The organism is Paenibacillus sp. LC231, from assembly GCF_001860525.1.
In the GTDB taxonomy this organism is placed as follows: Bacteria; Bacillota; Bacilli; order Paenibacillales; family Paenibacillaceae; genus Paenibacillus_AQ.
In genome coordinates, this window is record NZ_JFOM01000008.1 from 124,149 (window position 1) to 149,237 (window position 25,089).

Below are 25,089 nucleotides of genomic sequence, written 5' to 3' on the forward strand. Positions count from 1 at the left end.
GAGTTATAACTTGTTAAAGTGTTAAAATGCCATTCCGATATACGAAAAGCCGCCATGCATAACCCTGTAAGGGCTGCATGGCGGCTTGGCTATCTGTTATCTATTCGTTGTTTTCGCTTGCAGCTGCGACGGCAGCTGCTTCTTCCGCTGCTGTTTCGGCTGTTTCTTTAAAAATTTGCAGCTTCGTGTAGCGGTGGGTCTTCTTCTCGATGATGGTAAACGTCAGTTCACCGTAAGTCCATGTATCGCCTTTGGCAAGCTCGGAGTTATGTCCGTATAGCCAGCCGCCGATCGTATCCAGATCATCGGTGCTCAGGTCGATGTGAAGCAGATCGTTGATCCGGTTAATGGATACCTTGCCGTCGGCAATAATGCGGTTCGGCTCAGGCTGGGTCAACTCGCGTTCTTCATCCTCGTCGAATTCGTCGCGGATTTCGCCGACGATCTCCTCGAGAATATCCTCGATCGTGATCATCCCCGAGGTGCCGCCGTATTCATCGATCAGGATGGCCATATGCGTGCCTTCCTGCTGCATTTTCCGAAGCAATTTCTTGATCGGTATCGCTTCGGATACCGTCATGGCCGGATGAATCAGCTTGGTCAAGTCGATGTTGGAATTGTCATCAAACTCCAGAAAGAACTGCTTGGTGTTCACCATGCCGACGATCTGGTCCTTGTCACCGCGTACAACCGGAAAACGGGTGTACTGCTCGCGCTTGATGATCTGCAGGTTCGCAGCAAGCGGCTTATCGACATACAGGCAGATCATATCGGTACGGGGTACCATAATTTCTTTGGCAAGCATATCATCAAAAGCAAAAATTCGGCTTACATAACCGTATTCGGCTTGGTTGATTTTTCCGCTCTCATAGCTGTCGCTCAGAATCATGCGGAGTTCTTCTTCCGAGTGAGCTTCCTCGTGCTCACTGGCGGGATGCATGCCGAACAGACGAACGATCTTGTTGGCGGATCCGTTCAGCAACCAGATGAACGGGTACATGATCCGGTTAAACCAGATAATAGGTGTCGCACAGAGGAACGACACGGCTTCCGCTTTATTAATAGCAATCGTCTTCGGCGCAAGTTCACCGATAACGACGTGAATATAAGTCATGATAATAAATGCAAGCAAAAACGAGATTAGCGATCCGATGGCCGCAGGAATTGCAAAGCTATCAAACACCGGGTGAAGAATTTTCTCGATGGTCGGTTCCCCGAGCCAACCAAGACCGAGCGCCGTGATGGTAATTCCCAGCTGACACGCGGACAGATATCCATCCAGATTCGAAGTTACCTTTTTGACGGCAAGCGCGCCTTTGCGCCCTTCCATTACCAATTGGTCTACCCGGCTGGGGCGAAGTCTTATGATAGCAAATTCCGTCATAACGAAAAAAGCGGTAGCTGCGATAAGCACAGCGACTAAGAATAAATTTAAGCCTATACTGTCATCCAAACAAAACACATCCTTTTTTATCTGATCCGAATTAGTTTTTTAATAACCATCACTTACTATGCATGGCTGTCAACATAATTCGACCGGAATTTTAAAGGGTCTAGTTTCATGTGCTTTAGGAGCAGAAACATATCGGTATCCGTGCGGCATGTAACGTTATGCAAGGAAAGCAGAGACACATGGTATTTCGACTCCAACATCAACCGAACGGGTTCCGGGCTCTTGGGTATCGGCGTTGGCGATGGAAGAGTCCCTTCAGACGCTTCCATTCCCTGCGTAGCAGCAGCGGAATCGGTAATGTCCACCAGGGGGACATGCGTAAAGGAAGCAATCAGAAGAAGGCCAAGTGTTGAACATATAATTCTGTTTATCCTTCGTATGGGGTCCAAGTCGGATCGTCACTCCTACAATTCATAATCGATTTGTTCATAAAAAATATATGGCTTAATTGTCAGCGTATGAGTATGAGTCATTTAAGTTGTTGTACGTAATTTCACCACGAATGCGAGTTTCAAAACAAGGTATATTGCTAAGATTATAAAATTTATAGTTTTCAGCGAAGCTGAACAAATTCGATAATCGCAAGAAAAACTTCCTCTAAACGCGGTCTGTCTACTGTGAAAGTACATCGATAGAGTTTTTCTTATTAATCATAAGAAAAAGTAAGCCGCTATGTCAAATAACCGTCGCCCTCGGGTGTGAAAAACCTTATGCATCAAGGGTTGCCGGCGATTCTCTGCCGAACACAACAAAAGGACAACCCTTTCGATTATCGAAAGAGTTGTCCTATTAAGCAACGGGCTATTTATGGTATGGCAGCTGTCTGATATAGCTGTCCGACAGATGGAGCAGCTGCAGCGCGCGTTCGAATTCTTCCTTGGTCGCCTGGATCTTCTTCTCGTCCGCGTTCGGGAGCGGATGCTTGGTTCCATCCTCAAAGCCGATTCCCGGGATGTACAGGGTCGTATTGTTAATAAAGGTACCGGAAGGAAGGTAATACCGTTCCGGCAGCAAGTTATTATCGGTGTTGTTTAACAGATCCTGGCCGAAATGAAGCTGATTGTCCATCGATACGCCGAGCAGGTTAGCCACCGTGGGCATGAGGTCGATCTGCCCGCCGACTTGCTCCCTCACTTCCGGCTGAATGCCTTCTCCGTGAATCAAAAGCGGAATATTGATCATATCCCCGGAGTTATAATCACGGCCATAAATTTCGTGCATCAGCTCTTTATCCTTGTTGTCCAAGGAATAAATCGGCAGTCCGAGGTGGTCTCCGTAGAGAACAATCAGGCTGTTATCCCACACGCCGTCTTTCTTCAGCTGCTCAATGAATTTACCAAGCGCATCATCGGCGTAATTCTGCGAACGGATGTAGTCGCCGACGAAGGTGCCTTCATAACGCTCCGGCAGCGTCATCCGATATTTATCTTCAGGAATCGTGAACGGATGGTGAGCCGACATGGAAATGACATGGCTATAGAACGGTTTATCGGCTTCGTTCATCTTCTTCAGCTCGGCTGCGGTTTTGGAATACAGGGCATCATCCGAGGCACCGAAGAACAGCTTATCTTCATCGCCGAAGAATGCTTTATCGTAATAACGGTTGAAACCGAGCGCCTTGTACAGCTCTCCACGGTTCCAGAATTCCACCACATTGGTGTGGAAAGTCGCAGTATCATAACCTTCCCCTTGCAGCAATCTCGGCAGGCTTGGCAGAACTCTGTCCGCATAATGCTGCGTTGCCGCTCCCCGCGGCGGAATGTAGAAGGAAGTATTCACCACAAACTCGGCATCCGAAGTATTACCTTGGCCGACATTCTGGTAGAAGTTCGGGAAGTATTGGCTCTCGCGGGCCAGCTTGTTGATGTTAGGCGTAATTTCCTTGCCGTCAATCTTGAGGTCGACCAGGAACTCCTGGAAGGACTCCATCTGGATAATGATCAGGTTCTTCCCTTTGGCGACACCCGAGAGCAGGGCTTCCTGATCAGCCGCTCCGAGGCCCTTCAATTCGTTGACTTTATCCTGCGTGATGGTCTTGGCGTCCACGAGCTCTTTGTTCTCCTGCTGGAAAATCGTATAGGCCTCATAGTTAAGAATGCCCATCTCCTGAGCCTTCACGATTTCGTTCATGCTTGCGCGGTTCGGCATAATTTGGAACAGGCACAGCATTAAAGAGACAACGAAAACAATAGGGATAATTTTGCGTTTTTCTTTCTTGGCATGCCGAATCTTCCATTTTTTAACGCGGTCACTTCGCCATAATAGAAAAAACATACCGATGATATCCGTGAAGATCAGCAGATAGTAAGGGTCCATTAAGGAGAATACGCTATTGCTTACCGCGGTTACCTGATTGACCTGCTCCAGCGCGTGATACGTAACAATGACACCGTAATATTTATAATACATAATGGCTGCGAAGAATATGGCGGTCAGCAATAAGTTAACACTCATATAGGCAGCGAGCTTTCGCTTGGAAGCGAACCATTCGATTAAGCTGAATGCAAGCCAAATAAAAGGAATTTCCGTAATGAGCGGCTTCCATGGCATGACATCATCAAAAATAACCATCCAGGCCAGGTAGCTTTTGAGCAGCATAATGACAGAGAAAAATATAAAAGGCTTCGTAATCGTTAACCGAAACCGCGAGGTGGAAAACACCTGTATCGCCTTCCTTTCAGTGCCGCGGTATACCTAATTCTAAAACTCCAGCGGCCATTCGTTATTTAAGAATCGATAGACGTTATTCTTACTGTTGATATACATTCCGTATACCATTTATTTTACAAAACTAATGAACAGAACTTATTATGACCTCTTCGGAGGAGGTTGTCAAAGAGTTAAAGTAAGTCCCCAAGCTTCTTATAACAACATGAAATAGACAACCAAAAAAAACCGGCCATCGCCGGTTTTGTCAGGGTCTTAGCAATATTAATAAAGAAAGGACATAATCAGTGGTGCGGTTCCTAGGGTGAAGAGAGCGGCGACAATCATCGAAATGCTGGAGATCGTCCCCGAAAGGGAGCTGAATTCGAATGCCTTGGAGGTGCCGGTTCCATGGGCGCTGGTCCCAAACAGCACACCTCTTGCGATATCGCCCCGAATCCGGAAGATCCGCATGACGGCCGGTCCGATCATGGAGCCAAGAATCCCGGTCATAATGACAAAGACGGCGGTCATGTTCGGCACCCCTCCAATGACCTCCGAGACGTTCATGGCAATGGGCGTTGTTATGGAGCGCGGCACGAGACTGGTGGCGAGCGAGCTGTTCAAGTGCATCCATTTTGCGAGAAATGCAGAGGATATCATCGCAAGTACCGATCCGGTCAGCACGCTGAGCATAATTTCGGCCGCATGCTTTTTAAGGGTTTGGAAGTTTTTATACAAAGGCACGGCAAAAGCGATCGTAGCCGGTCCAAGCAGCTTGCTGATCCACTGCGCCCCTTCATTGTATGATTCATAGGATACGCCTGTTTGTGTCAATATCACAACAATTAGTACAGGAGTAATAAGGAGCGGTGACAAATAGACCTTTGGCAGGCGGCGATACAGTTTTTTGGCCCCCCCATAAATCCCGATCGTTAACAATAAGCCGAGAATTACCGTCAACAGGATGTTCATGGTGTTTTTCGCTCCTTTCTGGATGAGATGAAGCCGGCGGTTAGTCCTGAGCTGACCATCACAATGACGGTGCTGAACAAAACCACGGCTAGAATCTGGAGCCCTTCGGCCTCCAGCATCGGGAAATATTTCATGATGCCGACCGCAGCAGGGATAAAGAACAGCAGCAATTCGGCGAGCAGCCAATTAGCGCCGAGTTCGATCCACTCCAGGCGGAGGACTTTGGTTTCGAGAAGTATGAAGACAACAACGATTCCGAGAATGCTGCCCGGAATTCCTATATTCAGCCAAGCGGCCAGTCGATCCATCCCTAAGGAGAGAAGCATGAAACCGGCCACTTGGAGCGTTCCTTTCAATATGTTGATCATGACCGGCCTCCTTTATTTTCATTGGTAATGAAATTTTACAACGATAATTTTCATAGGTAAAATGCATATATCGAATGATATGCATTCCATTTATCTATACATAGAAGAAACCGGAGGGAGTATCGGATGGATATACGGCACTTGGAGTATTTTCTTGAGGTAGCGAGGAACCAGAGCTTCACCAAGGCTGCCGAGAAGCTGTATATTACGCAGCCAACGATCAGCAAAACGATTCGCAACATGGAGGACGAGTGGGGCGTAACTTTGTTTTATCGGCAGGGCAAGCGGATTGAGCTGACGGACGCGGGTCATATCATGTATCAGCAGGCTCAGCAAATGGTGGATTCCTTTCAGCGGGTATCGGCCGAGCTGGAGGATCTTATGAACCTGAAGCGCGGCCATCTCCGTATTGGGCTTCCGCCTATGGTAGGTTCAAGCTTTTTCCCGGAAGTGATCGGGCAGTTCCACCGGGAATATCCGAAGATCACCATTCAGCTGATTGAAGATGGGGCGAAGAAGGTCGAAGCGGATGTGGAAAGCGGTCAGACGGATATCGGCGTCGCGGTGCTGCCGGTCAATGAGGACGTATTCCACTATTATTCCTTTGTCAAAGAGAAGCTGAATTTGCTCGTCCATCCTTCTCACCGGCTCGCAGACAGAGATCATGTGCATCTGAATGAGCTTGCCGACGAGGCGTTTGTGTTGTTTCGAGAGGACTTTACGCTGCATGACCGGATCATCCGCGAATGCGTCAGCGCGGGCTTCGAGCCAAGGGTGGTCTATGAAAGCTCGCAGTGGGATCTCATCAGCGGTATGGTGGCCGCGAATCTGGGCATCGCACTGCTGCCAGAGACGATCTGTAAGGAAATCGATTCTTCGCGCGTGACGATACTGCCGCTGGATAATCCCTCGATCCCCTGGCAGCTCGGGATGATCTGGAGGAAGGACCGATACCTGTCCTTTGCCGTCAGGGAATGGATCAGCTTTACGCGCGCACTGTTGGGTGAGCATGATTAAGTTTGTTTTAAATTAAGGGACATTTCATACATTTTCACTCCTTGGACATAATATCCATAGTAAGAGAACCCATTTTACAAGCCTTATATCCAAGGAGGAATGACATTCGTGAGTGGTCAAGAACATGATGGTAATAATGGAACGAACCCAGAACGGGAAGGATTTGCCCAGAACCGCGGCGAGACGGAGCGGGAGGATACGCTGACGAACCGCCAGGGGCATCCTATTTCGGATAATCAGAATGTGAGAACGGTAGGGAATCGGGGTCCGATGACCCTGGAGAATTATCATTATCTGGAGAAAATCACGCATTTTGACCGGGAACGCATTCCGGAACGCGTCGTGCATGCTCGTGGTGCTGGAGCTCACGGTTACTTTGAAGCTTACGGGAAAGTGGGCGATGAGCCTGTTTCGAAATATACCCGGGCCAAGCTGTTTCAGGTTGAAGGCAAGCGCACACCGGTGTTTGTCCGGTTCTCCACCGTTATCCACGGTGCCGGCTCACCGGAAACGCTTCGGGATCCGCGCGGGTTTGCCGTGAAATTTTACACCGAAGAAGGCAACTGGGATCTGGTCGGCAACAACCTGAAAATATTTTTTATCCGTGATCCGCTCAAATTTCCGGATATGGTCCATGCGTTCAAACCGGATCCGGTATCCAACGTTCCGGGGCCTGTCGGCATGTTTGACTTTGTCTCCCGTTCCCCGGAAGCGACGCATATGATCACGTTTGTTTTCTCCCCATGGGGCATTCCGGCTAACTACCGCCAAATGCAGGGCTCTGGTGTGAATACATACAAATGGGTCAATGCAGAGGGCAATAGCGTGCTGATCAAATACCATTGGGAACCGCTCAAGCAAGGCATTAAGAACCTTACCCAGGAAGAAGCAAGCAAGATCCAGGCCATGAATGACAGCCACGCGACACAGGATTTATATGAGGCCATTGAACGCGGGGATTATCCGGAATGGGAGCTATGCGTTCAGATTATGAGCGATGATGAGCATCCGGAGCTGGAATTCGATCCGCTTGATGCTACCAAGCTGTGGCCGGCAGATCAATTCCCGTTCCTGAAGGTAGGCAAAATGGTGCTGAACCGCAATCCGGAGAACTACTATAACGAAGTGGAGCAAGCGGCCTTTGGCACGGGCGTGCTGGTGGATGGGCTCGATTTCTCGGACGACAAGATGCTCCAAGGTCGCACATTTTCTTACTCGGATACCCAGCGGCATCGGGTGGGCACCAACTATTTGCAGCTGCCGATCAATGCGCCGAAGAAGCGGGTCGCTACTAATCAGCGCGGCGGGCAGATGTCTTATTACGTGGATAAGGCACCAGGGCAAAGTCCACATGTGGATTACGAGCCGTCCATGACCGACGGTCTGGTGGAAGCCGCTCAGACAGCGAAACCGCATCAGCCCCATTATAATGCCAACCTCGTCCGGCAGAAGCTGGATCGCACGCTGGATTTCAAGCAGGCCGGGGATACGTACAGAGCCTTTGAGGATTGGGAGCGAAACGAATTGATTAGCAACCTGGTGGGTGCGCTGATCCAATGTGATATCCGGATTCAAGACAAGATGGTGGAATATTTCACAAATGCGGATGAGGATTATGGACGCCGCGTGCGGGAAGGACTCGAGCAGGCCAGAAAGGGCTCGAACGAGAACGTACGGGAGCAGGCGGTAGAGGATGCAAACCGCATGGGCCATGAGGCGGATCCTTACTAAAATTCGCTAGGCCGAGAGCGGTCTCCAGGTTATCATTTAGCTATGGCAATAAAGAAAGCCGCCTGTACAGTGATTAATGTGCAGGCGGCTTTCCCATTTGAGGTTGTAAAATATTTGCGGAATGTTAAGATGTTGCAAGGAATCAAAACGATACATATCGAATCAACATAGAACCATGGGAAGAGGAGGCTTGCTTTATGGCAATACAAGCGGGAATCATCGGCTACGGCCTGTCCGGGTCGGTGTTTCATGCACCTATCCTGAGAAGCGTGCCGGATTACGAAGTCCACACGGTTGTGTCATCAGATCCGGACAAGGTTCATAAGGATTTGCCTGATACGGCGGTTGTCGATAGTGTGGATGAGCTTTTGTCTAATCCGGATATTGATGTTGTCATCATTACGAGTCCGAATGCAACGCATTACGAATATACCCGGTTAGCCATCGAGGCTGGTAAGCATGTGGTCGTCGAGAAGCCGTTTACCGTAACATCCGCCGAAGCGGATCAGCTGATTGATCTTGCCAAGCAGAAGGGTGTCCTGCTGACGGTATATCACAACCGCCGCTGGGACAATGACTTTCTGACCGTCCGCAATCTGCTGGAGACGGGGGCGCTCGGCAAGCTTTCCATTTATCAGGCGCAGTTCAGCCGCTACCGTCCGGAGGTGCAATCGGAGCGGTGGAGGGAACAGGGAAATCCCGGGTCCGGCATTCTGTACGATTTAGGTTCGCATTTGCTTGATCAGGCGCTGTTCCTGTTCGGTCTGCCGGAGACGCTGTGGGCGGATTTGAGGACGGAGCGCAAAGGGTCCAAAACCCATGATTATTTTCATCTGGTGCTGGGTTACAAAACGTTTCGCGTTATTCTGCATTCCGGTTCGCTGGTCCGGCAAGCCGGCCCGAAATTCGAGCTGCACGGGGATAAAGGAAGCTTCCTGAAGTATGGAACAGACCCTCAGGAAGGCCAGCTGAAGCAGGGGATGCACCCGGGGGATGCGGGCTGGGGCGAAGACCAGCCGGACCAGTACGGGGAGCTTGCTACCGAGCTGAGCGGGCTTGCGGTACAGGGCGAGATTGAGACGCTGCCCGGCCGCTACCAGGCCTTTTATCAGGGGCTAGCCGAAGCGATTCAGAAGGATGGCCCGTTACCCGTCCAGCCTGAAGAAGCCCGCAATGTTATTCGCATGATCGAGTATGCATTGCAGAGTCATCAGAAGGGCCGATTGATCAAGATCACGTGAGACGCCGCTGAATCCGGTATTTGAGTCCTTGCTCGCCAACACATAGTTTGCTCCGATTTGTGGGATATTAGGTGATGCTACCCTTGGCAGGTCTTTCATCAGGGGAGTCGATCCATATCACAACAATGAAGGAGAGAGAACGGATATGAAGCAACGTGGTATCCTTCGTCCGGCCCTTATGCTTCTTATGAGCTTGGCGGTGATGCTGTCCATCGCCGGAGCGGCTTTGGCGGGCGGAAGCGGTCCGTTTCATTTTGGGTTCAAAAAAAGCGTCAATGGCCAGCTGCCCTCCATCAACGAGGAGGGTTTTAAGGAGCTCCTGCAAAAATACGATGCGATCTTCATGGGCGATGCCGAGCAGAAGGAGCTTTATCTTACGTTTGATAACGGATACGAGAACGGATATACCTCCCGTATCCTGGATACGCTCAAAGAGAAGAAGGTGCCCGCCACCTTTTTCGTGACCGGACACTACGTGAAGACGCAGGAAGATCTGCTGAAGCGGATGACGGCGGAAGGCCATATTATCGGCAACCATTCCTGGAATCATCCGGATGTGACCACGATCTCGGCAGAGAAGCTGACCGAGGAGCTGGAACGGGTGAAGAAGGAGGTTATGCGCATAACCGGTCAGCCGGACATGAAATATTTGCGTACGCCGCGGGGCATTTTTGATGAGCGGTCGCTGGCGACCAGCAAGCAGTTGGGTTACACCAATGTCTTTTGGTCGCTCGCGTATATGGATTGGGACGTGAAGTCCCAGCGTGGTGCGCAGTATGCGTATGATAAGGTAACCGCGCAGCTCCACCCGGGCGCTGTGATCCTGCTGCACTCGATCTCCAAGGACAACACCGAGGCGCTTGGGCGAATCATTGACGAGGCCAGGAATCGGGGGTACGAGTTCAAGAGTTTGGATCAGATGCAGAAGAAAGCCCCGTAAGCATAGTTGCATACAGCGTGCAGAACGCCATCCTGTCAGGATGCCTTCTGCACGTTTTTTGTTTCGAACGAACTTGGATGCTTCGCTTTCAGGAACGAATGTTTGGTATAATACCCTTCATAGAACATGAACGAAGGAGACCATCATGCCTCATACTATCCAAATATCCGTCAGGCCGCTGGTGGAATACGTCTTTCGCAGCGGCAGCATTACCTCGGGTTTTCGCACGGCGACATCCTTGACCGAGGGGACCCGGGCGCATCAACAGGTGCAGCGCGACTATGGTGAGAACGATCAGAAGGAAGTTCAGCTTGAAGTGGAGATTCCTTACGAGGATCTTCTGTTTGTCGTGGAAGGTCGCTGCGACGGTCTGATTCAGGAGGAAGAGCGGATCATGATTGACGAGATCAAGTCGACCTCCGGCGATTTGGGCGTGATTACGGAGCACACGTACCCGGTTCATTGGGCACAGGCGCAAATGTACGCCTATATGTACGCCAAGCAGCATGAGATTCCGAAGATGGCGGTGAGATTAACCTACTTCCAGGTCCCGAGCGGAGAGCGGAAGCAGTTTGTACAGGAATGGAGCTTCGCTCAGCTGGAATCCTTTGTCTTGGAGGTCGTGGCGGCTTATGCGCCTTATGCCAACCTGCTGCGGGAGCATGGCGAGCGGAGGGATCGGAGCATCCGCGAATTGAAGTTTCCGTTTCCCTCTTACCGCGAGGGGCAGCGGAAGCTGGCCGGGGCCGTCTATAAAAGCATCGGGGAAGGACGAAGATTGTTTGCCAAAGCGCCGACAGGCATAGGGAAAACCATATCCACGCTGTTTCCTTCGGTTAAAGCGATCGGGGAGGGCCTGTTGTCGCGGATTTTTTATCTGACGGCCAAGACGATCACCCGAACCACCGCGGAGGAAGCCATGGCGCGTATGGAACGTCAAGGACTTTGCATGCACACGGTCACGCTGACGGCGAAGGACAAGATTTGTTTCCGTGAGGCGGAAGGCTGCAGTCAGATGGGCTGCGCCTTCTCGGAGGGTTACTACGACCGGATTAACGGAGCCATACTGGATTTGCTCTCGAATGAAACATTGATCACGAGACCCGTTGTCGAAGAGTACGCCCGGAAGCATACGGTGTGCCCGTTTGAGTTCTCACTGGATGCCGCGTATGCAGCCGATGCCGTCATCTGCGATTACAACTATGTGTTCGATCCGCGCGTATCCTTCAAGCGAATGCCGGAGGACGTGAAGAAACGCAGCGTGCTGCTCATTGACGAGGCTCACAATCTGGTAGACCGTGCGCGGGGAATGTTCTCGGCCGAGCTGAATAAATCGGCTTTTCTGGAACTGCAACGAGCTTACAAAGAGAGCAATCTAGCGCTCTACAACGCGGCGAAGCGGGTGAATAACCGCTTTAAAGTGCTGCGCAAGGTCAGCGAGGAGGAAGAGCGGATTGTCGGGTCCCAGCAGCCGGAGATGATGGTTGAGCTGCTTGAGGATTTCTCGCTCCAAGCGGAGGCAGAACTGATGACCGGCAAGAGCGGGGATGAGGCCGATGCGCTACTGGAGTGCTATTTTGCGGTGCAGGGGTATCTGCGCATCTCCAAGCTGTATGACGACCGATTTGTCACGTATGCGGAGATGAGTCAGAGCGAGGTGTTTCTCAAGCTGTTTTGCCTGGACCCCTCTTATTTGCTTCAGCAGGCGGGAAAAAACTACCGCTCCAGCGTATTTTTCTCGGCAACACTCATGCCGCTCGGATATTACCGCGACATGCTGGGAGCAGAGGAAGAGGACTACAGCCTCTCGATTCCCTCTCCCTTCTCTTCCGAGCAATTGGATGTTCGAATTTTACCGTTATCGACGCGCTTCAAGGATCGGGAGCGCAACAGCGAGGCCATCGTCCGGATGCTGAGTGCGCTGGTTCAGGAAAAGCCGGTAAACACCTTGATCTTCCTGCCGTCTTATCCTTACATGCAGGATATTCATGAGGCGTTTGCCAGAATGAATCCGGGAGCGCGTACCTTGCTCCAGGGGCATGGGATGAGCGAGGAGGAGCGGGAGGCATTCCTGAACGCCTTCCAGGCGGATGCGGAAGATCCGCTGATCGGCTTTGCCGTGATGGGCGGTATTTTCTCCGAAGGCATCGATTTGAAGGGGGAACGGCTTTCGAGCGTCGTGGTCATCGGGGTAGGACTGCCGCAGCTATCTTTCGAGAATGATATCATCAAGGATTATTTTGATCGTACCGGCAAGAGGGGATACGATTACGCCTACGTGTACCCCGGCATGAACAAAGTGCTGCAGGCCGGAGGGCGCTTGATCCGATCGGAGCAGGACAGCGGGACGCTGACGCTGGTGGATGACCGCTTTCTGAATCGACAGTACGGGATGCTGCTGCCGGAGGAGTGGAGGCATTACAGGCGAATCTAATTTTTTCATGAGATGTTGACACCTGGAAATACGACCCCTATAATACGGATATATTAATTAAGCTGAAGGAGGCTGATGTCAAATGGTTATGATGCATAGTGGATGGGTCGCATTGACGTTGGTCTCTTTGGACGGGAAATTCTAATGGTATAGGGGTATAAGGCATGTAGCTATAGTTGTCTTTAACTCCATACTGAAAGAGCCCGCAGGAGACCGTGCTTGGTATCCTGCGGGTTTTTTGTGTCTGTACAAGGGCTTGGTATGACCTTTATCGGCTTGGCCGTACGAGGTTTGGTGCCTTCTTCTTGTATATATTCAGATTAGCCGCGGATACAAATCTGCGGTTTTTTTTGTGTTTGATAACAACCAATCCAATAACGATAAGGGGATATAACGAATTTGACTAAACAAGACATGACCATGCTGCAAGCCTATGGATGGAATGAGCATTGGAGTTTGATGGCCGGGCAGATCCCGCAGCAGGATAAAGCGCTGGTACCTGCACGCATCACAGCCCAATTCTCGAAGCAATACCGCATTATTACGCAAGAGGGAGAGCAGTCCGCGATTGTCACGGGCAAATACGAATACGAAGCAGCCAGCAAAAGCGATTTTCCCGCTGTTGGCGACTGGGTCATGGTGGAGCCGCTGCAAGGGGAATCCCGTGCCGTCATTCATCAGCTGCTCCCCCGAAAGTCCGCGATGACGCGCAGGGAAGCAGGAAGCATCCCGGATGAGCAGATCATTGCCGCAAACATGGATACCGTGTTTATCATTAACGCGCTGAACAAGGATTTTAATGTCCGCCGGATTGAGCGCTATCTGATTGCGGTCTGGGAGAGCGGAGCCGCACCCGTCGTGCTGCTTACCAAGGCGGATTTATGTGAATCGCCGGAAGATTATGTCGCGCAGGTAGAGGCTGTTGCACCGGGCGTGCCGGTTCATTCGGTGAGCTCCTTGATGGATCAAGGGAAGGAGCAGCTGCAGGCTTATCTGGTTCAGGGGAAGACGGTCGCCATTACGGGTACCTCCGGTGCTGGCAAATCGACGCTGCTGAACTGGCTGTCCGGTCAGGAAATGCAGAGGGTTCAAGGGATACGCGAAGAGGACGCAAGAGGACGGCACACGACGACGCATCGAGAGCTCTTTGTGCTGCCGGGAGGCGCGATTATGGTGGATACGCCGGGCATGCGGGAGCTGCAGCTGTGGGATTCGGAAGAAGGGTTCGAGGCAACCTTTGCAGACATTGCCACGCTCGCCCAGCAGTGCCGGTTTCATGATTGCCGTCATGAAACGGAGGCCGGCTGTGCGGTCCGGGAAGCACTGCAGGACGGAACACTGGATGCGAGACGATACGCGAATTACAAGAAGACGGAGCGGGAGCTGGCCCATATCGCCCGTAAAGAGAGGGTCAGCACCCGCCGTCAGAATAAGATTTCAGGCAAGACCTCACGGAAGAGCGACAGAGACCGCAAGGGGACGTACCAGCAGCTTCTGTACGATGACGAATAATGGATGTTACGGGAGGTCCGGAGTCGATTTGACTTCGGCCTTCTTTCAGGTATATAGTTAGGTAACCAAATAAATTGGCAGACTATCTATTTATTGAAGTGGTTGCAGAAAAGAGGTGGATCATGGCAGAGGATAAGCATCCAGATTTACATCATGAGAACAACGGGAAAGAGGAAAAGGAATCGCGAGCAGGGCTGTGCATGAAGGGTGGCAGCCGAGAAGATAGCGTCGCCGGCAGGCTCTTATACAGCATACGCATGTTCCACAAGCAGGAATGGGATCAGCACTTGATTTCCGGTTATACGCCCGGCGAGATCCGCGTTCTGATGGGACTCAAACATCATATCGAGCCTGATGGTCCTGGCATGAAAGTGTCCGAAATCAGCAGCATGATGAATGTTACGTCACCGACGATCACCCAATTTATTAACGCTCTCGAGAGCAAGGGTCTGGTGGAGCGGGTGATGGATGTACAGGATCGACGTGCGGTGCGCGTACAGCTTACCGAGGAAGGGCACCGCGTTGTCCAGGAAACTTATCAGAACGTCAAGAACAACTTTAACGAGCTGGTGGATTTTCTAGGCGAAGAGGACAGCGTCAAACTGACGGAGCTGTTAACGAAGGTGTATCATTTCCACGAGCAAAAACGCAAAACGAATGAAACGACATCAGACAACGAGTAGGGGTGGGGGATTTGTTAAAACTGTTTCACTACATGAAACCGTACCGGACCGCGGTCATTTTTGTACTGCTATTCACATTTTTCCAATGTCTGTCTGATCTGTACCTGCCGACCTTGATGGCAGACATTGTGGATTATGGCATCGTTGAGGGTGATGTGCCTTACATTTGGCGTGTGGGTGGCTTTATGCTCCTGGTAGCAGCAGGGGGCATGGTGTGCTCTATTGCCGCGAGTTATTTGGCATCCAAATCCGCTACGGGATTCGGGAAGATTGTTCGGGGACGCGTCTTTTCCCATGTAGAGAATTTCACGCTGCAGGAATTCGACAAGATTGGTACGGCATCCCTGATTACCCGTACAACGAACGATATTACGCAGGTACAGCAGGTCACGATCATGATCCTTCGTATGATGGCGATAGCACCGATGATGTGTATCGGGGGCATTGTGATGGCCGTGTCGAGAGACCCGGGACTGACGACGGTGCTTCTGATCGTCCTGCCGATTCTGGCACTGGCTATTTTCCTTATCGCGAAAAAAGGGATTCCGCTCTTCAAAGCGATCCAGGTGAAGATTGATACGCTGAGCCGCGTGCTGCGGGAGAATCTGACCGGAATCCGGGTCATCCGTTCCTTCAACAGGATGGGCCATGAAACCGTCCGCTTTAACGACGCGAACGAGGACCTGACGGCCACCTCGATCAAAGTCAATAAAATCATGGGGGCGATGATGCCCGTCATGATGCTGGTTATGAACTTTGCCACGCTGGCGATTGTCTGGTTCGGAGCCCACCGCATAGAGGACGAATATATGAAGGTCGGCGACCTTATGGCATTTCTCCAATACGCGATGATGATCATGTTCTCGCTCATCATGTTATCCGTCATGTTTGTCATGATTCCGCGTGCACAGGCATCGGCGGTTCGGATCAATGAGGTGTTGAACATGATGCCGGAGATCCATGATCCGGAGCAGCCGAGCGATGCCGGCGTGGAGCACGGCTCGATTGAATTTCAGGATGTCACCTTCTATTATCCGGGTGCGGAGGAACCCGCCATTTCGGATATTTCCTTCCATGCCGGGCCGGGTGAAGTCACGGCGATCATCGGCGGAACCGGCTCAGGTAAATCGACGCTGATCAGCTTGATCCCTCGCTTCTATGACGTGACATCGGGGCGGATTCTCGTCAACGGTACGGATATCCGGGACATGATGCAGGAGGACCTGCGGGGCCGGATCGGATTCGTGCCGCAGAAGGCGCTGCTCTTTACCGGTACCATTGCGGAGAATATCCGCTACGGTAAAGAAGATGCAACAGACGAGGAGATCCGGCATGCAGCGAAGGTTGCTCAGGCCGCCGATTTCATCTCCTCCATGGAGGGCGGATACGATGCCGAGATTTCGCAAGGCGGCAGCAACGTATCCGGCGGTCAGAAGCAGCGGCTCTCGATTGCAAGGGCGCTGATTCGACGGCCCGAGATTTATGTGTTTGATGACAGCTTCTCGGCGCTGGATTTCAAGACGGATGCCAATCTTCGGGCAGCGCTCCGCGAGGAAACGACGGAAGCTACCGTTCTGATTGTCGCTCAGCGGGTAAGCACCGTCATGGACGCTGACCGGATTATCGTGCTGGATGAGGGACGCATTGCCGGCATCGGCACGCACGAGGAGCTCATGGCTTCCAGCGATGTGTACCGCGAAATCGTTACCTCGCAGCTGTCAGAGGAGGAGATCGCATGAGTGAGAAGAAACGGGGAGGACATCCCCGGGGACCTGGCGGTCCCTTTGGCGGCCCGCACGGGCCCGGAATGGCGGGGGAGAAAGCCAAGGATTTCAAAGGCACGTTTCGCCGGTTAACGCGATATCTTAAACCGCATACCGGCAAGCTGCTGATCGTTTTGATTGCAGCTATTCTCAGTACGATATTCAGCATCGTGAGCCCGAAAATATTAGGGGATGCGACCACGATCCTGTTCAAGGGCTTCATGGCCAAGATGCAAGGCGTGCCGGGGGCCGGGATCGACTTTGACGCTATTCGGACGATCATGCTCTGGCTTGCAGGTTTATATCTCTTAAGCTCTCTATTTGCATACATCCAGCAATATGTTATGGCTGGTGTGGCCCAGCGGACCGTGTATGATTTGCGTAAGGATGTTTACAACAAACTCGGCCGTTTGCCGCTGAAATATTTTGACGCTCGGACGCATGGGGAAACGCTGAGCCGGGTGACCAACGATATGGACAATATCAGCAGTACGCTGCAGCAGAGCCTGACGCAGATGATTACCTCCGTTGTCACGCTGGTCGGCGTTATCGTGATGATGCTCACGATCAGTCCACTACTGACGTTGGTGGTTATTCTGACCTTGCCGCTTAGCGTGGTGGTCACCATTGTGGTTGCCAAGCGTTCGCAGAAGCATTTTGTAGCTCAGCAGAAGCATTTGGGTGAGCTGAACGGACATGTGGAAGAAATGTACACGGGTCATAAGGTCGTGAAGGCCTTTGGCCGGGAACGACAATCCATGGAGCAATTTGATGAGGTCAACGACAAGCTCTATGATGCCGGGTGGAGAGCCCAATTTATATCGGGTACCATCATGCCGCTGATGGGTTTTGTCGGAAATATCGGTTATGTGATCGTCAGTGTCGTCGGCGGCGTGCTCGTTACCCGCAGAGCGATTGAGATCGGGGATATTCAGGCATTCATCCAGTATTCACGCCAATTCACGCAGCCGATTACCCAGCTTGCGAATATCGCGAACGTCATTCAATCCACCATCGCATCGGCAGAGCGCGTATTTGAAGTGCTGGATGAGGAAGAAGAAGTGTCAGAGCATACAGCTCCGGCAGCGCTCAAGAAGCCGCTTGGCGATGTGTCTTTTGAGAATGTGAGCTTCGGCTATAAAGCGGACCAGCTTCTGATCGAGGATATGAATGTGGACGTGAAGCACGGGCAAACGGTCGCCATCGTCGGACCGACCGGTGCCGGGAAAACCACGCTCATTAATCTGCTGATGCGGTTCTACGAGCTGAATAAGGGCAAGATTACGATAGACGGCACCGATATTACCGCTCTTCGGCGCGGCGAACTCCGCAGCCTGTTCGGGATGGTGCTGCAGGATACATGGCTCTTTAACGGGACTATCCGGGATAATATCGGATATGGACGCGAAGGCGCCACGGAACAAGAGATCATCCGAGCGGCGGAAGCGGCTCATGCGGATCATTTCATCCGGACGCTGCCGGACGGCTACGATACCGTTCTGAACGAGGAGGCCTCTAACATATCGCAGGGGCAGAAGCAGCTTCTTACGATTGCGCGTGCCATTCTGGCTAATCCATCGATTCTGATCCTCGACGAGGCAACCAGCAGCGTGGATACCCGAACTGAGCTCTATATCCAGAAAGCGATGAATGAGCTGATGAAGGACCGCACCAGCTTTGTCATCGCGCATCGACTGTCCACGATCCGGGATGCGGACCTGATTCTGGTCATGAACAAGGGCAGCATTATCGAGCAGGGAACCCATGAAGAGCTGCTGTCTCAAGGCGGCTTCTATGCGGACTTGTATAACAGTCAATTCAGTGACCAGCATGAAGCTGGGTAGCGAGGCAAGGAAGGTTATAATAAGAGACCCATCCGCGTGCGGAGTGGGTCTTTTTTTGGGAGATTAATGATAGGTTTTGGTAAGTTGGGAGTAAGCCGGCAGGCATATTTGTTATTGCATTTTCATATGGTTCTTTTATAATGATGTTTATGTTTATATCTTTAAAGGGAGCCATGATCATTATTGAATAAGTCCGAACTGAACCGAATCACGCAAGAGCTTCTACGTCGGTCGGGCAGCAGTGTCACCGTGGAGATGGAGGCGTATTTTCCAGGGGGCCGTTTAATCGGCGGGAAATATGTCATGAATTCGCACAGCGTGACGATGTATACCGAAGTCATACGCCAACAGTGTTTGCAGCTGTTTGGCACGCTTGAGCCGTTTCATGCCTATTTTGCGGTGGTATTTGCACATGAGCTGGGCCATTCGATGGACCTGACGCTGACAGAACTTTGCGACCGGATGGATCGAACGGTGGATGAATGGGAGCAGAAGCAGATCGCGCTTCAAATCGAGGAAAATGCTTGGGACAACGCCATGCCATGGCTTCAGGATATGGATCCGGAATTTATACGGATCATCGTGGACCGTTCGCTTGAGGCATACCGCGAGGAACCGGCACCAGAAATCGCTTAGGCCTGCATAGGTAATCCAGGTCCAGGTCATAACATAACACAGGCACCCGTCAGGGTGCCTTTTTGGAATGGTAAGAAACTATAAGCTTCAGTGATTTACTGCCTTGGAGGCATAATTGAAGGGTCTCTAATATCGTATGTTATACAAGATGAAACCAAAGATGGCAGCCACCACAATGAAGGCACCTGCAGCGGCAAGGGTCATTAAAAAATCACTAAGCAGGCTTTGCTGCCGGATACCGCGCAGCTTCTCCTGCGCTTTTTTCTCCGAGACGTCCTCTTTAATTCGATCCAAATACTCAGGGCCTAGAACCATGGGCTGTCCCTCCCGTAAACGATGTGTAAGCTCATTATACCAGAAATATGTTATTTTTGGTTGGATTTAGGTCATTTCTGATATGTAGGCCCATGTTATCTAAAAGAAGTGAAGCTCGCATGGGCTTCACTTCTTTTAGATAAGGCGTCACTAGAGGGATCGCGGCGTCCGCTCAGCTCTCCGGATCCAGCTGCTTCAATGGCTCAATGGCCGGCCCTTCAAGTACCTCGCCATTATAGCGATAGCGTGATCCGTGACATGGGCAATCCCAGGAGCGTTCGCCCTCGTTCCATTCCACTTCGCAGCCGAGATGGGTACAGGTCGTATCCACGAGATGGAGATTCCCCTGATCATCCTTGTAAGCCCCGGCGCGCTGACCGTTATGGCGGACGACTGCGCCTTCGCCGGCTTTTAGCTCGGTTATATCGGCGTGGGACATTTCCACCTTGCCGGACACGAAATCCTTCGCAACCAAGGCATTTTGAACGACGAATGTTTTGATGCTCGGGTCCGCTTTGAAGCGGGACGGGCTGTACACCTCGGAGTAACGGTTCTCTTTCTCCAGAATTTGATCGCTAATGATCTTTGCGGCTAGCGTGCCGGTCGTCATTCCCCATTTCCGGAAGCCTGTCGCAACAAAGATCCGGTCTTGACTGGATGTGATCGGCCCGATATAAGGCATATTGTCCAGTGTGATCAGGTCCTGAGTCGACCAGCGGTATGGAATGTCAGAAGCGCCCAGCAGTTTTCCTGCAAAAAGCTCGAGATTTTCGTAATGCTGATGAGTACAGATGCTGCGGCCCGTCGGGTGATTCTCGCCTCCTACGATAACCAGCTCCTCACCACCATAAGAAGCTGAGCGCAAGGAACGGGTTGGCTGATCGACGCTTAGATACATCCCGCCCGGATAGGCGGTTTCGGGCTTGACAGCAATGGCGTAGGAGCGCTCCACATGCAGCCGCGTGAAATACAATCCCTTCTCGTCAACGAACGGAAAATGAGATGCCGACACGGCGTGATTGCACGTGATCCGATGTCCGCCCCGTTTGGTCAGCAGCGTGATCGGTCCATCGGTTTCGGCCTTTTCATCCATGGTCGTGTTCTCATAGATCCGCCCTCCGAGTTTCAGAAATTGTTCCGTCAGATGTTTCAAATACTGCAGAGGATGGAACCGATACTGCCCGGGCATCTTGATGGCTCCCCGAATCGGCATAGGCAGAGGAAGGCTGTCCTGCCACTCTCCCGGAATGCCGAGCTTCTCATAAGCTTTGATCTCATCCTCGAGCTTTGTGAGATACTTGTCCTCCTGTTGAGCGTAGATATAGGCATCCTCCAGCTTCAGCCCGAATTTCCCTTCGTCTCCGCCAATAATATCCCTAATGAATTCGATCGCTTCGCGATTTCCTTCGTAGTAGAGCCTTGTCTTCTCCTCTCCAAAATGGTTCATAAATTCATGATAGATCAGCCCATGCTGCGCCGTTACCTTCGCGGTTGTAAAACCTGTTGTTCCGTTCAGAATGCGGCCTGCATCGACGACGACCACATCTTTACCTGCCTTCGCCAGCAGATAGGCTGTGGTGATTCCGGTTATGCCGGCTCCGACGATGGCCACATCCGCTTCGATATCCTCGGCCAAGCGTGGGAAGTCGGGCAGTTCGGTAGTCGCTCTCCACAGCGACACCGGGTATTGCGGTAGTCCTTGGTACGATGAATTGGATGGGTTCATTCACGATTCCTCCTCAGTTTCTAGGGGTCTTGCCCTTAAACTCAGACTCTGTCTTCATTATTACCACATGGGAATGATTAGAAACGAGCTGATTTCGATTCGAGGCTTTCTTACGTTTTCTGGATGATTGTAAATAATTTGGGACATATGTGCAGAACCTAAGGAAACAGCGTGAGATTCGGAATTTAGTGAAACGAGGGGTGGTAACATGACCAGCGAACCATATTTAAAGGTGGAGGATGCCAAGAAGTGTCTGCAAGAACATCTACGTAATATCGGAGATATCGAGCAGCGCGAGCTGAAGAATGAAGGGGAGCACGCGTTATTGATTTATCTTAAGAGCATGTGCGATCCCATCATGATTAACGAAAATTTGATTAACCGTTTTTATGAGCTGAAATCCTTGGATCTATATGACCAATTCCTCCGGTCCTTTCCCTCAACCGTGGAGCCGAAAGATGAACAGGAATTGCTCCGGAATATACTTAGGGGCTGCGTTGCCGTATTTCTCCGGGACAGCGTGCTCCTGTTTGACGCCGTATTGGTTAATGCAGGCGCGATCCAGCCTGCCAGTACGGAGAATGTCATTCAGGGTCCCGATGATTCGTTTACGGAAAATATCGAAGTGAACCTGAACCTGATTCGCCACCGTTACCAAACCGCGAATTTAAAAACGGAATTCATGACCGTCGGCAAACTATCGCAGACCCGAATCATCATTATGTACGATGCCTGCAAAGTGGATGAAACGGTATTACAGGAGCTCAAAAAGCGATTGTCCGAGCTCAAAGCGGATATTGTGCAATCGGCGTCCGAAATCGAGAGACATACGATGCATCCTAAATTTCGTTTGTATCCGACACTCATGCTAACCGAACGCCCTGACCGGGCTGTATTGAATATTTCCCAAGGAAAGATTGCAGTATTGATGGATTCAACGGGGTATGCGCTTATGCTGCCGGCCATATTCAATGATTTCTTCACGGCGATGGATGACAAAATCCAGCTTCCCCCGATCGGCTGGTTTCTCAAGGGAATCCGGTATATCGCCTTGTTTGTCACCGTGCTGATGCCAAGCCTTTATGTGGCCTTCACCTCCTATAATCCGGAGATATTGAGGATGCAGGTTACGCTGCTTATTGCGGGAAGCCGGGCTACGGTGCCGTATCCGTCCTTTTTTGAAGTGATTTTCATGCTGCTGGCGATGGAATTTCTGACGGAGGCGAGTGTTCGGCTGCCCAAAGCGATTGGTCAGACCGCTACCACGGTAGGGGGTCTCATTCTGGGAACCGCAGCTACGGAGGCGGGGTTGGTTAGTAACATCATGATTATCCTGGTTTCCGCCGTCGCGATAACAAATTTTGTGATCCCGATAACGATGATGAGCTCAGGCATCCGTGTCACGAAGTATTTGTTCATTGTACTGGCCATCTTCTTCGGCTTAGTCGGTATTGTATTGGGGATGGTGGCCATGATCATGTACCTTACCAGCCTCAGGTCCTTCGGTAAACCATACTTGAAGATGTTTGCTGTGGAATGGAACAAGAAAGGAGATCAGCGAAGTGGTTAGAAATAAATATTTTTATTACCTCTTCCTGCTCAATGCAACCATCAACCTGATTAATTATGTCCCTCGCATCTTGATTACGGATCGCTTTGACGGTGCGCTGATGTCGATTCTCGTGTCCATTCCAATCGGCACATTGCTATTGTTTACTTTCGTGAAGCTGATTCAAAAATTTCCGGGACAAGGGCTGCCGGAGATTTTCCACTCGGTTATGTCCAAGTGGATATCCGGCATCCTGCTTTTTTTATACGGACTCGCGTGGTTTTTCTCCAGCGTGATTACCTTGGTCAGTTTCGTTGATATTACCTCTCGCTACATCAGTCCGGATGTGTCTCCCTATATTGTTCTGGTGGGATTTCTGGTGGTGGTTGGACTTAGCGCGAGGCTGGATTCCGAGTCCATTATTTATGCCCTGGAGATGATTCTGTACATTTGTGTGCCTATCATCGCCTACATGTCATGGCGTGTCTTCAGCAATCCCTATTTCAGCTGGGATTCCGTAAGGCAAATCATAACCTATGCATGGAATATGCCCAATTATGAAACGGTGGCGGCGGCAACTTTTATTTTTACGGGCTACGTGAACATGGTGGTATTCAATCGGATATTTCACCGATTCAGAGTACGCCATATTTGGGCGATTGTGGTGGTCAGTATGCTTACCCTTCTGGTATCGATCTTTGCACCCATTGGCATATTGGGCGCTGCGGGCGCCGGAGGACACGTATATCCAGCCTTCTCGACGGTAGACTCGCTTCGGATTCGTTATTTCATCATTGAGCGGATGATTTATGTCTTCTATGTGGTGTATATGTGCCTCTCCCTCGTGAATTCCATCATTCACTGGCATGTGGGTAAGGATCTGATTCTGGGAAGCTTCGGATTAAAGGTCGATAAGGGCGAAGCGATGACAAAAAGGAGGAAAATCGAATGGTGGGTGATTCTCCTCTTTTCCCTGATTACCTTCGGGACGTCGTTTATCGTGAATCAATACATATTAAATGATATGGCGATTGTCTTTCTGGATGTTCGGTTCGCAGGGGAATTCCTGCTCATTGCCCTGTTATTCTATGCGGTATGGAGGAAAAGGAGGAAGAAGGCATGAAAGACCTGAAACGATGGCTGGTCTGGCTCATGTGCTGCTCTTTTTTGTTTCTGTCGGGATGTGATTTTAGGGATATCGATCTCAGACTTTTTGTTGTGTCCATTGGCATTGATGTCTCGAAGGAAAATCCCGGCATGAACCGATTCAGCTTCAAAATCGCGATTCCTTCGGGAGACCCGAAGACCGGGGATAAGAAGTCATTGCTTATTACGCAGGAAGCGACAAGCATCGCAGAAGCGATCAGGGAGGTTAAATCCAAAGTAGATAAGGAGCTTGACTTCGGACATTGCAAGGGAGTTATGTATGGCGAAGCATATGCCCGGGAAAATATCGGTAAAATTCAAGACTGGACCGTTCGGAGGCGAGACATGCAGCTGCTGATGTATCCAGGAGTTGCTGTTCCTACAGCGGAAGCCGTATTAAAGGCTGAACCCCCCACCGAGCGGATAGCCGGAAACGCGATATTTCTGGCGCTCAGTGAAGAGGGGACGGAATCCCCTTTCATTACCAAGACGTACTCCTTCGATCTGACCCGCCGAATGATGGAGGAAGGAGAAGATCCGGTTATGCCCGTCGTGGAAACAACCGACGAACAAGTTCTGAATATCAACAAGGTAGCTTTGATGGATAAGAACAAGGTGAAGGTGATTCTGAATCAGGAGGAAACCAGGCTGTATAACCTGCTTGATCTTCGGAACTTAAGCACCAATTTCGGGACGAAGGTTGAGGGCCAATTGCTTGAAGTGAATACGGACAGGACACGGGCTAGATATAAGATCATAACGGATAAAACAGGGGAAGAAACCATTGACTACAAGATTCGGATCACGGCGATTTTGGAGGAGAAGGAGGATCCCGAACAACTGGATCCGAAAGATCTGCGTAAGGTCGAAGAGCAATTTAGCAAGGAAATATCCCAATCGGTCAAAAAACTGCTGGAGAAGATTCAAAAAACAGGCCTGGATCCGCTCGGTTTCGGCCTCCGATATGGAGGCACGCACTGGAACAATCAGACGGAGATGGAGGAATGGCGTGCCATGTACCCCCATATCAAGTTTAATGTAGCGGTCAGGTTAAGGATAAAGTCGACCGGTTATAAACGTTAGACAAGGCACAACTGTCTATCGTACAGG

19 protein-coding genes are annotated in these 25,089 nt (G+C 51.0%); 13 read left to right on the forward strand and 6 right to left on the reverse strand.

All coding sequences use genetic code 11. The annotated features are described in order from the left end of the window. Window positions 1-100: 100 nt before the first annotated feature. The 4 genes from AK95_RS04610 to AK95_RS04630 all read right to left on the reverse strand — a co-directional run bounded on the left by AK95_RS04610 (window position 101) and on the right by AK95_RS04630 (window position 5,442). On the reverse strand, window positions 101-1,453 hold the full coding sequence (locus AK95_RS04610) for a hemolysin family protein (protein ID WP_071218789.1): 1,353 nt from the start codon (window positions 1,451-1,453) through the stop codon (window positions 101-103). 801 nt (window positions 1,454-2,254) lie between these two features. Continuing rightward, window positions 2,255-4,114, reverse strand: coding sequence for an LTA synthase family protein (locus AK95_RS04620; RefSeq protein ID WP_071218791.1), 1,860 nt, complete (start codon window positions 4,112-4,114; stop codon window positions 2,255-2,257). Between the two features lie 270 nt (window positions 4,115-4,384). Continuing rightward, a complete protein-coding gene (locus tag AK95_RS04625) occupies window positions 4,385-5,074 on the reverse strand; it encodes a CidB/LrgB family autolysis modulator (RefSeq protein ID WP_071218792.1) in 690 nt (229 codons plus the stop codon). Further along, complete coding sequence (locus AK95_RS04630) at window positions 5,071-5,442, reverse strand: CidA/LrgA family protein (RefSeq protein WP_071218793.1); 372 nt, start codon at window positions 5,440-5,442, stop codon at window positions 5,071-5,073. Before AK95_RS04630 ends, AK95_RS04625 begins: the two co-directional genes overlap by 4 nt. Before the next feature lie 126 nt (window positions 5,443-5,568). Between AK95_RS04630 and cidR the strand changes: the two genes are divergently transcribed. The 10 genes from cidR to AK95_RS04680 all read left to right on the forward strand — a co-directional run bounded on the left by cidR (window position 5,569) and on the right by AK95_RS04680 (window position 19,243). Beyond that, window positions 5,569-6,459 carry a cidABC operon transcriptional activator CidR gene (cidR, locus tag AK95_RS04635; RefSeq protein ID WP_071218794.1) on the forward strand — a complete coding sequence of 297 codons (891 nt, stop codon included), beginning with the start codon at window positions 5,569-5,571 and terminating at the stop codon, window positions 6,457-6,459. Window positions 6,460-6,567: 108 nt separating this feature from the next. Beyond that, window positions 6,568-8,190, forward strand: a complete 1,623-nt coding sequence (locus tag AK95_RS04640) for a catalase (RefSeq protein WP_071218795.1) — start codon at window positions 6,568-6,570, stop codon at window positions 8,188-8,190. A 197-nt stretch (window positions 8,191-8,387) separates the two neighbouring features. After that, a complete protein-coding gene (locus AK95_RS04645) occupies window positions 8,388-9,431 on the forward strand; it encodes an oxidoreductase (RefSeq protein WP_071218796.1) in 1,044 nt (347 codons plus the stop codon). A 145-nt stretch (window positions 9,432-9,576) separates the two neighbouring features. Next, on the forward strand, window positions 9,577-10,371 hold the full coding sequence (pdaA, locus tag AK95_RS04650; protein ID WP_071218797.1) for a delta-lactam-biosynthetic de-N-acetylase: 795 nt from the start codon (window positions 9,577-9,579) through the stop codon (window positions 10,369-10,371). Window positions 10,372-10,516: 145 nt separating this feature from the next. Further along, window positions 10,517-12,805 (forward strand): ATP-dependent DNA helicase, encoded by a 2,289-nt coding sequence (locus tag AK95_RS04655; RefSeq protein ID WP_071218798.1) that lies wholly within the window; start codon window positions 10,517-10,519, stop codon window positions 12,803-12,805. Window positions 12,806-13,204: 399 nt separating this feature from the next. Continuing rightward, entirely contained in the window at window positions 13,205-14,317 is a 1,113-nt protein-coding gene (gene rsgA, locus AK95_RS04660) for a ribosome small subunit-dependent GTPase A (protein WP_071218799.1), read from the forward strand. Window positions 14,318-14,439: 122 nt separating this feature from the next. Further along, window positions 14,440-15,000 carry a MarR family winged helix-turn-helix transcriptional regulator gene (locus AK95_RS04665; protein ID WP_071218800.1) on the forward strand — a complete coding sequence of 187 codons (561 nt, stop codon included), beginning with the start codon at window positions 14,440-14,442 and terminating at the stop codon, window positions 14,998-15,000. 11 nt (window positions 15,001-15,011) lie between these two features. Beyond that, a complete protein-coding gene (locus AK95_RS04670; protein ID WP_071218801.1) occupies window positions 15,012-16,739 on the forward strand; it encodes an ABC transporter ATP-binding protein in 1,728 nt (575 codons plus the stop codon). After that, the gene (locus AK95_RS04675) at window positions 16,736-18,607 is read left to right on the forward strand and encodes an ABC transporter ATP-binding protein (RefSeq protein WP_071218802.1); all 1,872 of its coding nucleotides are present in this window, start codon (window positions 16,736-16,738) and stop codon (window positions 18,605-18,607) included. Before AK95_RS04670 ends, AK95_RS04675 begins: the two co-directional genes overlap by 4 nt. Before the next feature lie 183 nt (window positions 18,608-18,790). Continuing rightward, window positions 18,791-19,243 (forward strand): hypothetical protein, encoded by a 453-nt coding sequence (locus AK95_RS04680; protein ID WP_071218803.1) that lies wholly within the window; start codon window positions 18,791-18,793, stop codon window positions 19,241-19,243. A 126-nt stretch (window positions 19,244-19,369) separates the two neighbouring features. On the opposite strand, the gene AK95_RS04685 is transcribed toward AK95_RS04680, so the two are convergent. Together AK95_RS04685 and AK95_RS04690 are read right to left on the reverse strand one after the other, a co-directional pair. After that, a complete protein-coding gene (locus AK95_RS04685; RefSeq protein ID WP_071218804.1) occupies window positions 19,370-19,558 on the reverse strand; it encodes a hypothetical protein in 189 nt (62 codons plus the stop codon). 172 nt (window positions 19,559-19,730) lie between these two features. Then, window positions 19,731-21,284, reverse strand: coding sequence for an FAD-dependent oxidoreductase (locus AK95_RS04690; RefSeq protein ID WP_071218805.1), 1,554 nt, complete (start codon window positions 21,282-21,284; stop codon window positions 19,731-19,733). A 208-nt stretch (window positions 21,285-21,492) separates the two neighbouring features. Between AK95_RS04690 and AK95_RS04695 the strand changes: the two genes are divergently transcribed. From AK95_RS04695 to AK95_RS04705, 3 genes are read left to right on the forward strand one after another with little or no spacing between them, the layout of a single operon-like run. Further along, complete coding sequence (locus tag AK95_RS04695) at window positions 21,493-22,854, forward strand: spore germination protein (protein ID WP_071218806.1); 1,362 nt, start codon at window positions 21,493-21,495, stop codon at window positions 22,852-22,854. Beyond that, a complete protein-coding gene (locus AK95_RS04700; protein WP_071218807.1) occupies window positions 22,847-23,956 on the forward strand; it encodes a GerAB/ArcD/ProY family transporter in 1,110 nt (369 codons plus the stop codon). The genes AK95_RS04695 and AK95_RS04700 overlap by 8 nt, the downstream gene beginning before the upstream one ends. Beyond that, window positions 23,953-25,062 carry a Ger(x)C family spore germination protein gene (locus AK95_RS04705; protein WP_071218808.1) on the forward strand — a complete coding sequence of 370 codons (1,110 nt, stop codon included), beginning with the start codon at window positions 23,953-23,955 and terminating at the stop codon, window positions 25,060-25,062. Before AK95_RS04700 ends, AK95_RS04705 begins: the two co-directional genes overlap by 4 nt. Window positions 25,063-25,089 lie beyond the last annotated feature (27 nt).

Bases quoted from the DNA above. Each gene is read 5' to 3' on its own strand.
- AK95_RS04625 (WP_071218792.1), bottom strand. From the start codon at position 5,074: ATGAACATCCTGTTGACGGTAATTCTCGGCTTATTGTTAACGATCGGG.
- AK95_RS04630 (WP_071218793.1), bottom strand. From the start codon at position 5,442: ATGATCAACATATTGAAAGGAACGCTCCAAGTGGCCGGTTTCATGCTT.
- cidR (WP_071218794.1), top strand. From the start codon at position 5,569: ATGGATATACGGCACTTGGAGTATTTTCTTGAGGTAGCGAGGAACCAG.
- AK95_RS04645 (WP_071218796.1), top strand. From the start codon at position 8,388: ATGGCAATACAAGCGGGAATCATCGGCTACGGCCTGTCCGGGTCGGTG.
- pdaA (WP_071218797.1), top strand. From the start codon at position 9,577: ATGAAGCAACGTGGTATCCTTCGTCCGGCCCTTATGCTTCTTATGAGC.
- AK95_RS04655 (WP_071218798.1), top strand. From the start codon at position 10,517: ATGCCTCATACTATCCAAATATCCGTCAGGCCGCTGGTGGAATACGTC.
- AK95_RS04665 (WP_071218800.1), top strand. From the start codon at position 14,440: ATGGCAGAGGATAAGCATCCAGATTTACATCATGAGAACAACGGGAAA.
- AK95_RS04675 (WP_071218802.1), top strand. From the start codon at position 16,736: ATGAGTGAGAAGAAACGGGGAGGACATCCCCGGGGACCTGGCGGTCCC.
- AK95_RS04685 (WP_071218804.1), bottom strand. From the start codon at position 19,558: ATGGTTCTAGGCCCTGAGTATTTGGATCGAATTAAAGAGGACGTCTCG.
- AK95_RS04690 (WP_071218805.1), bottom strand. From the start codon at position 21,284: ATGAACCCATCCAATTCATCGTACCAAGGACTACCGCAATACCCGGTG.
- AK95_RS04695 (WP_071218806.1), top strand. From the start codon at position 21,493: ATGACCAGCGAACCATATTTAAAGGTGGAGGATGCCAAGAAGTGTCTG.
- AK95_RS04705 (WP_071218808.1), top strand. From the start codon at position 23,953: ATGAAAGACCTGAAACGATGGCTGGTCTGGCTCATGTGCTGCTCTTTT.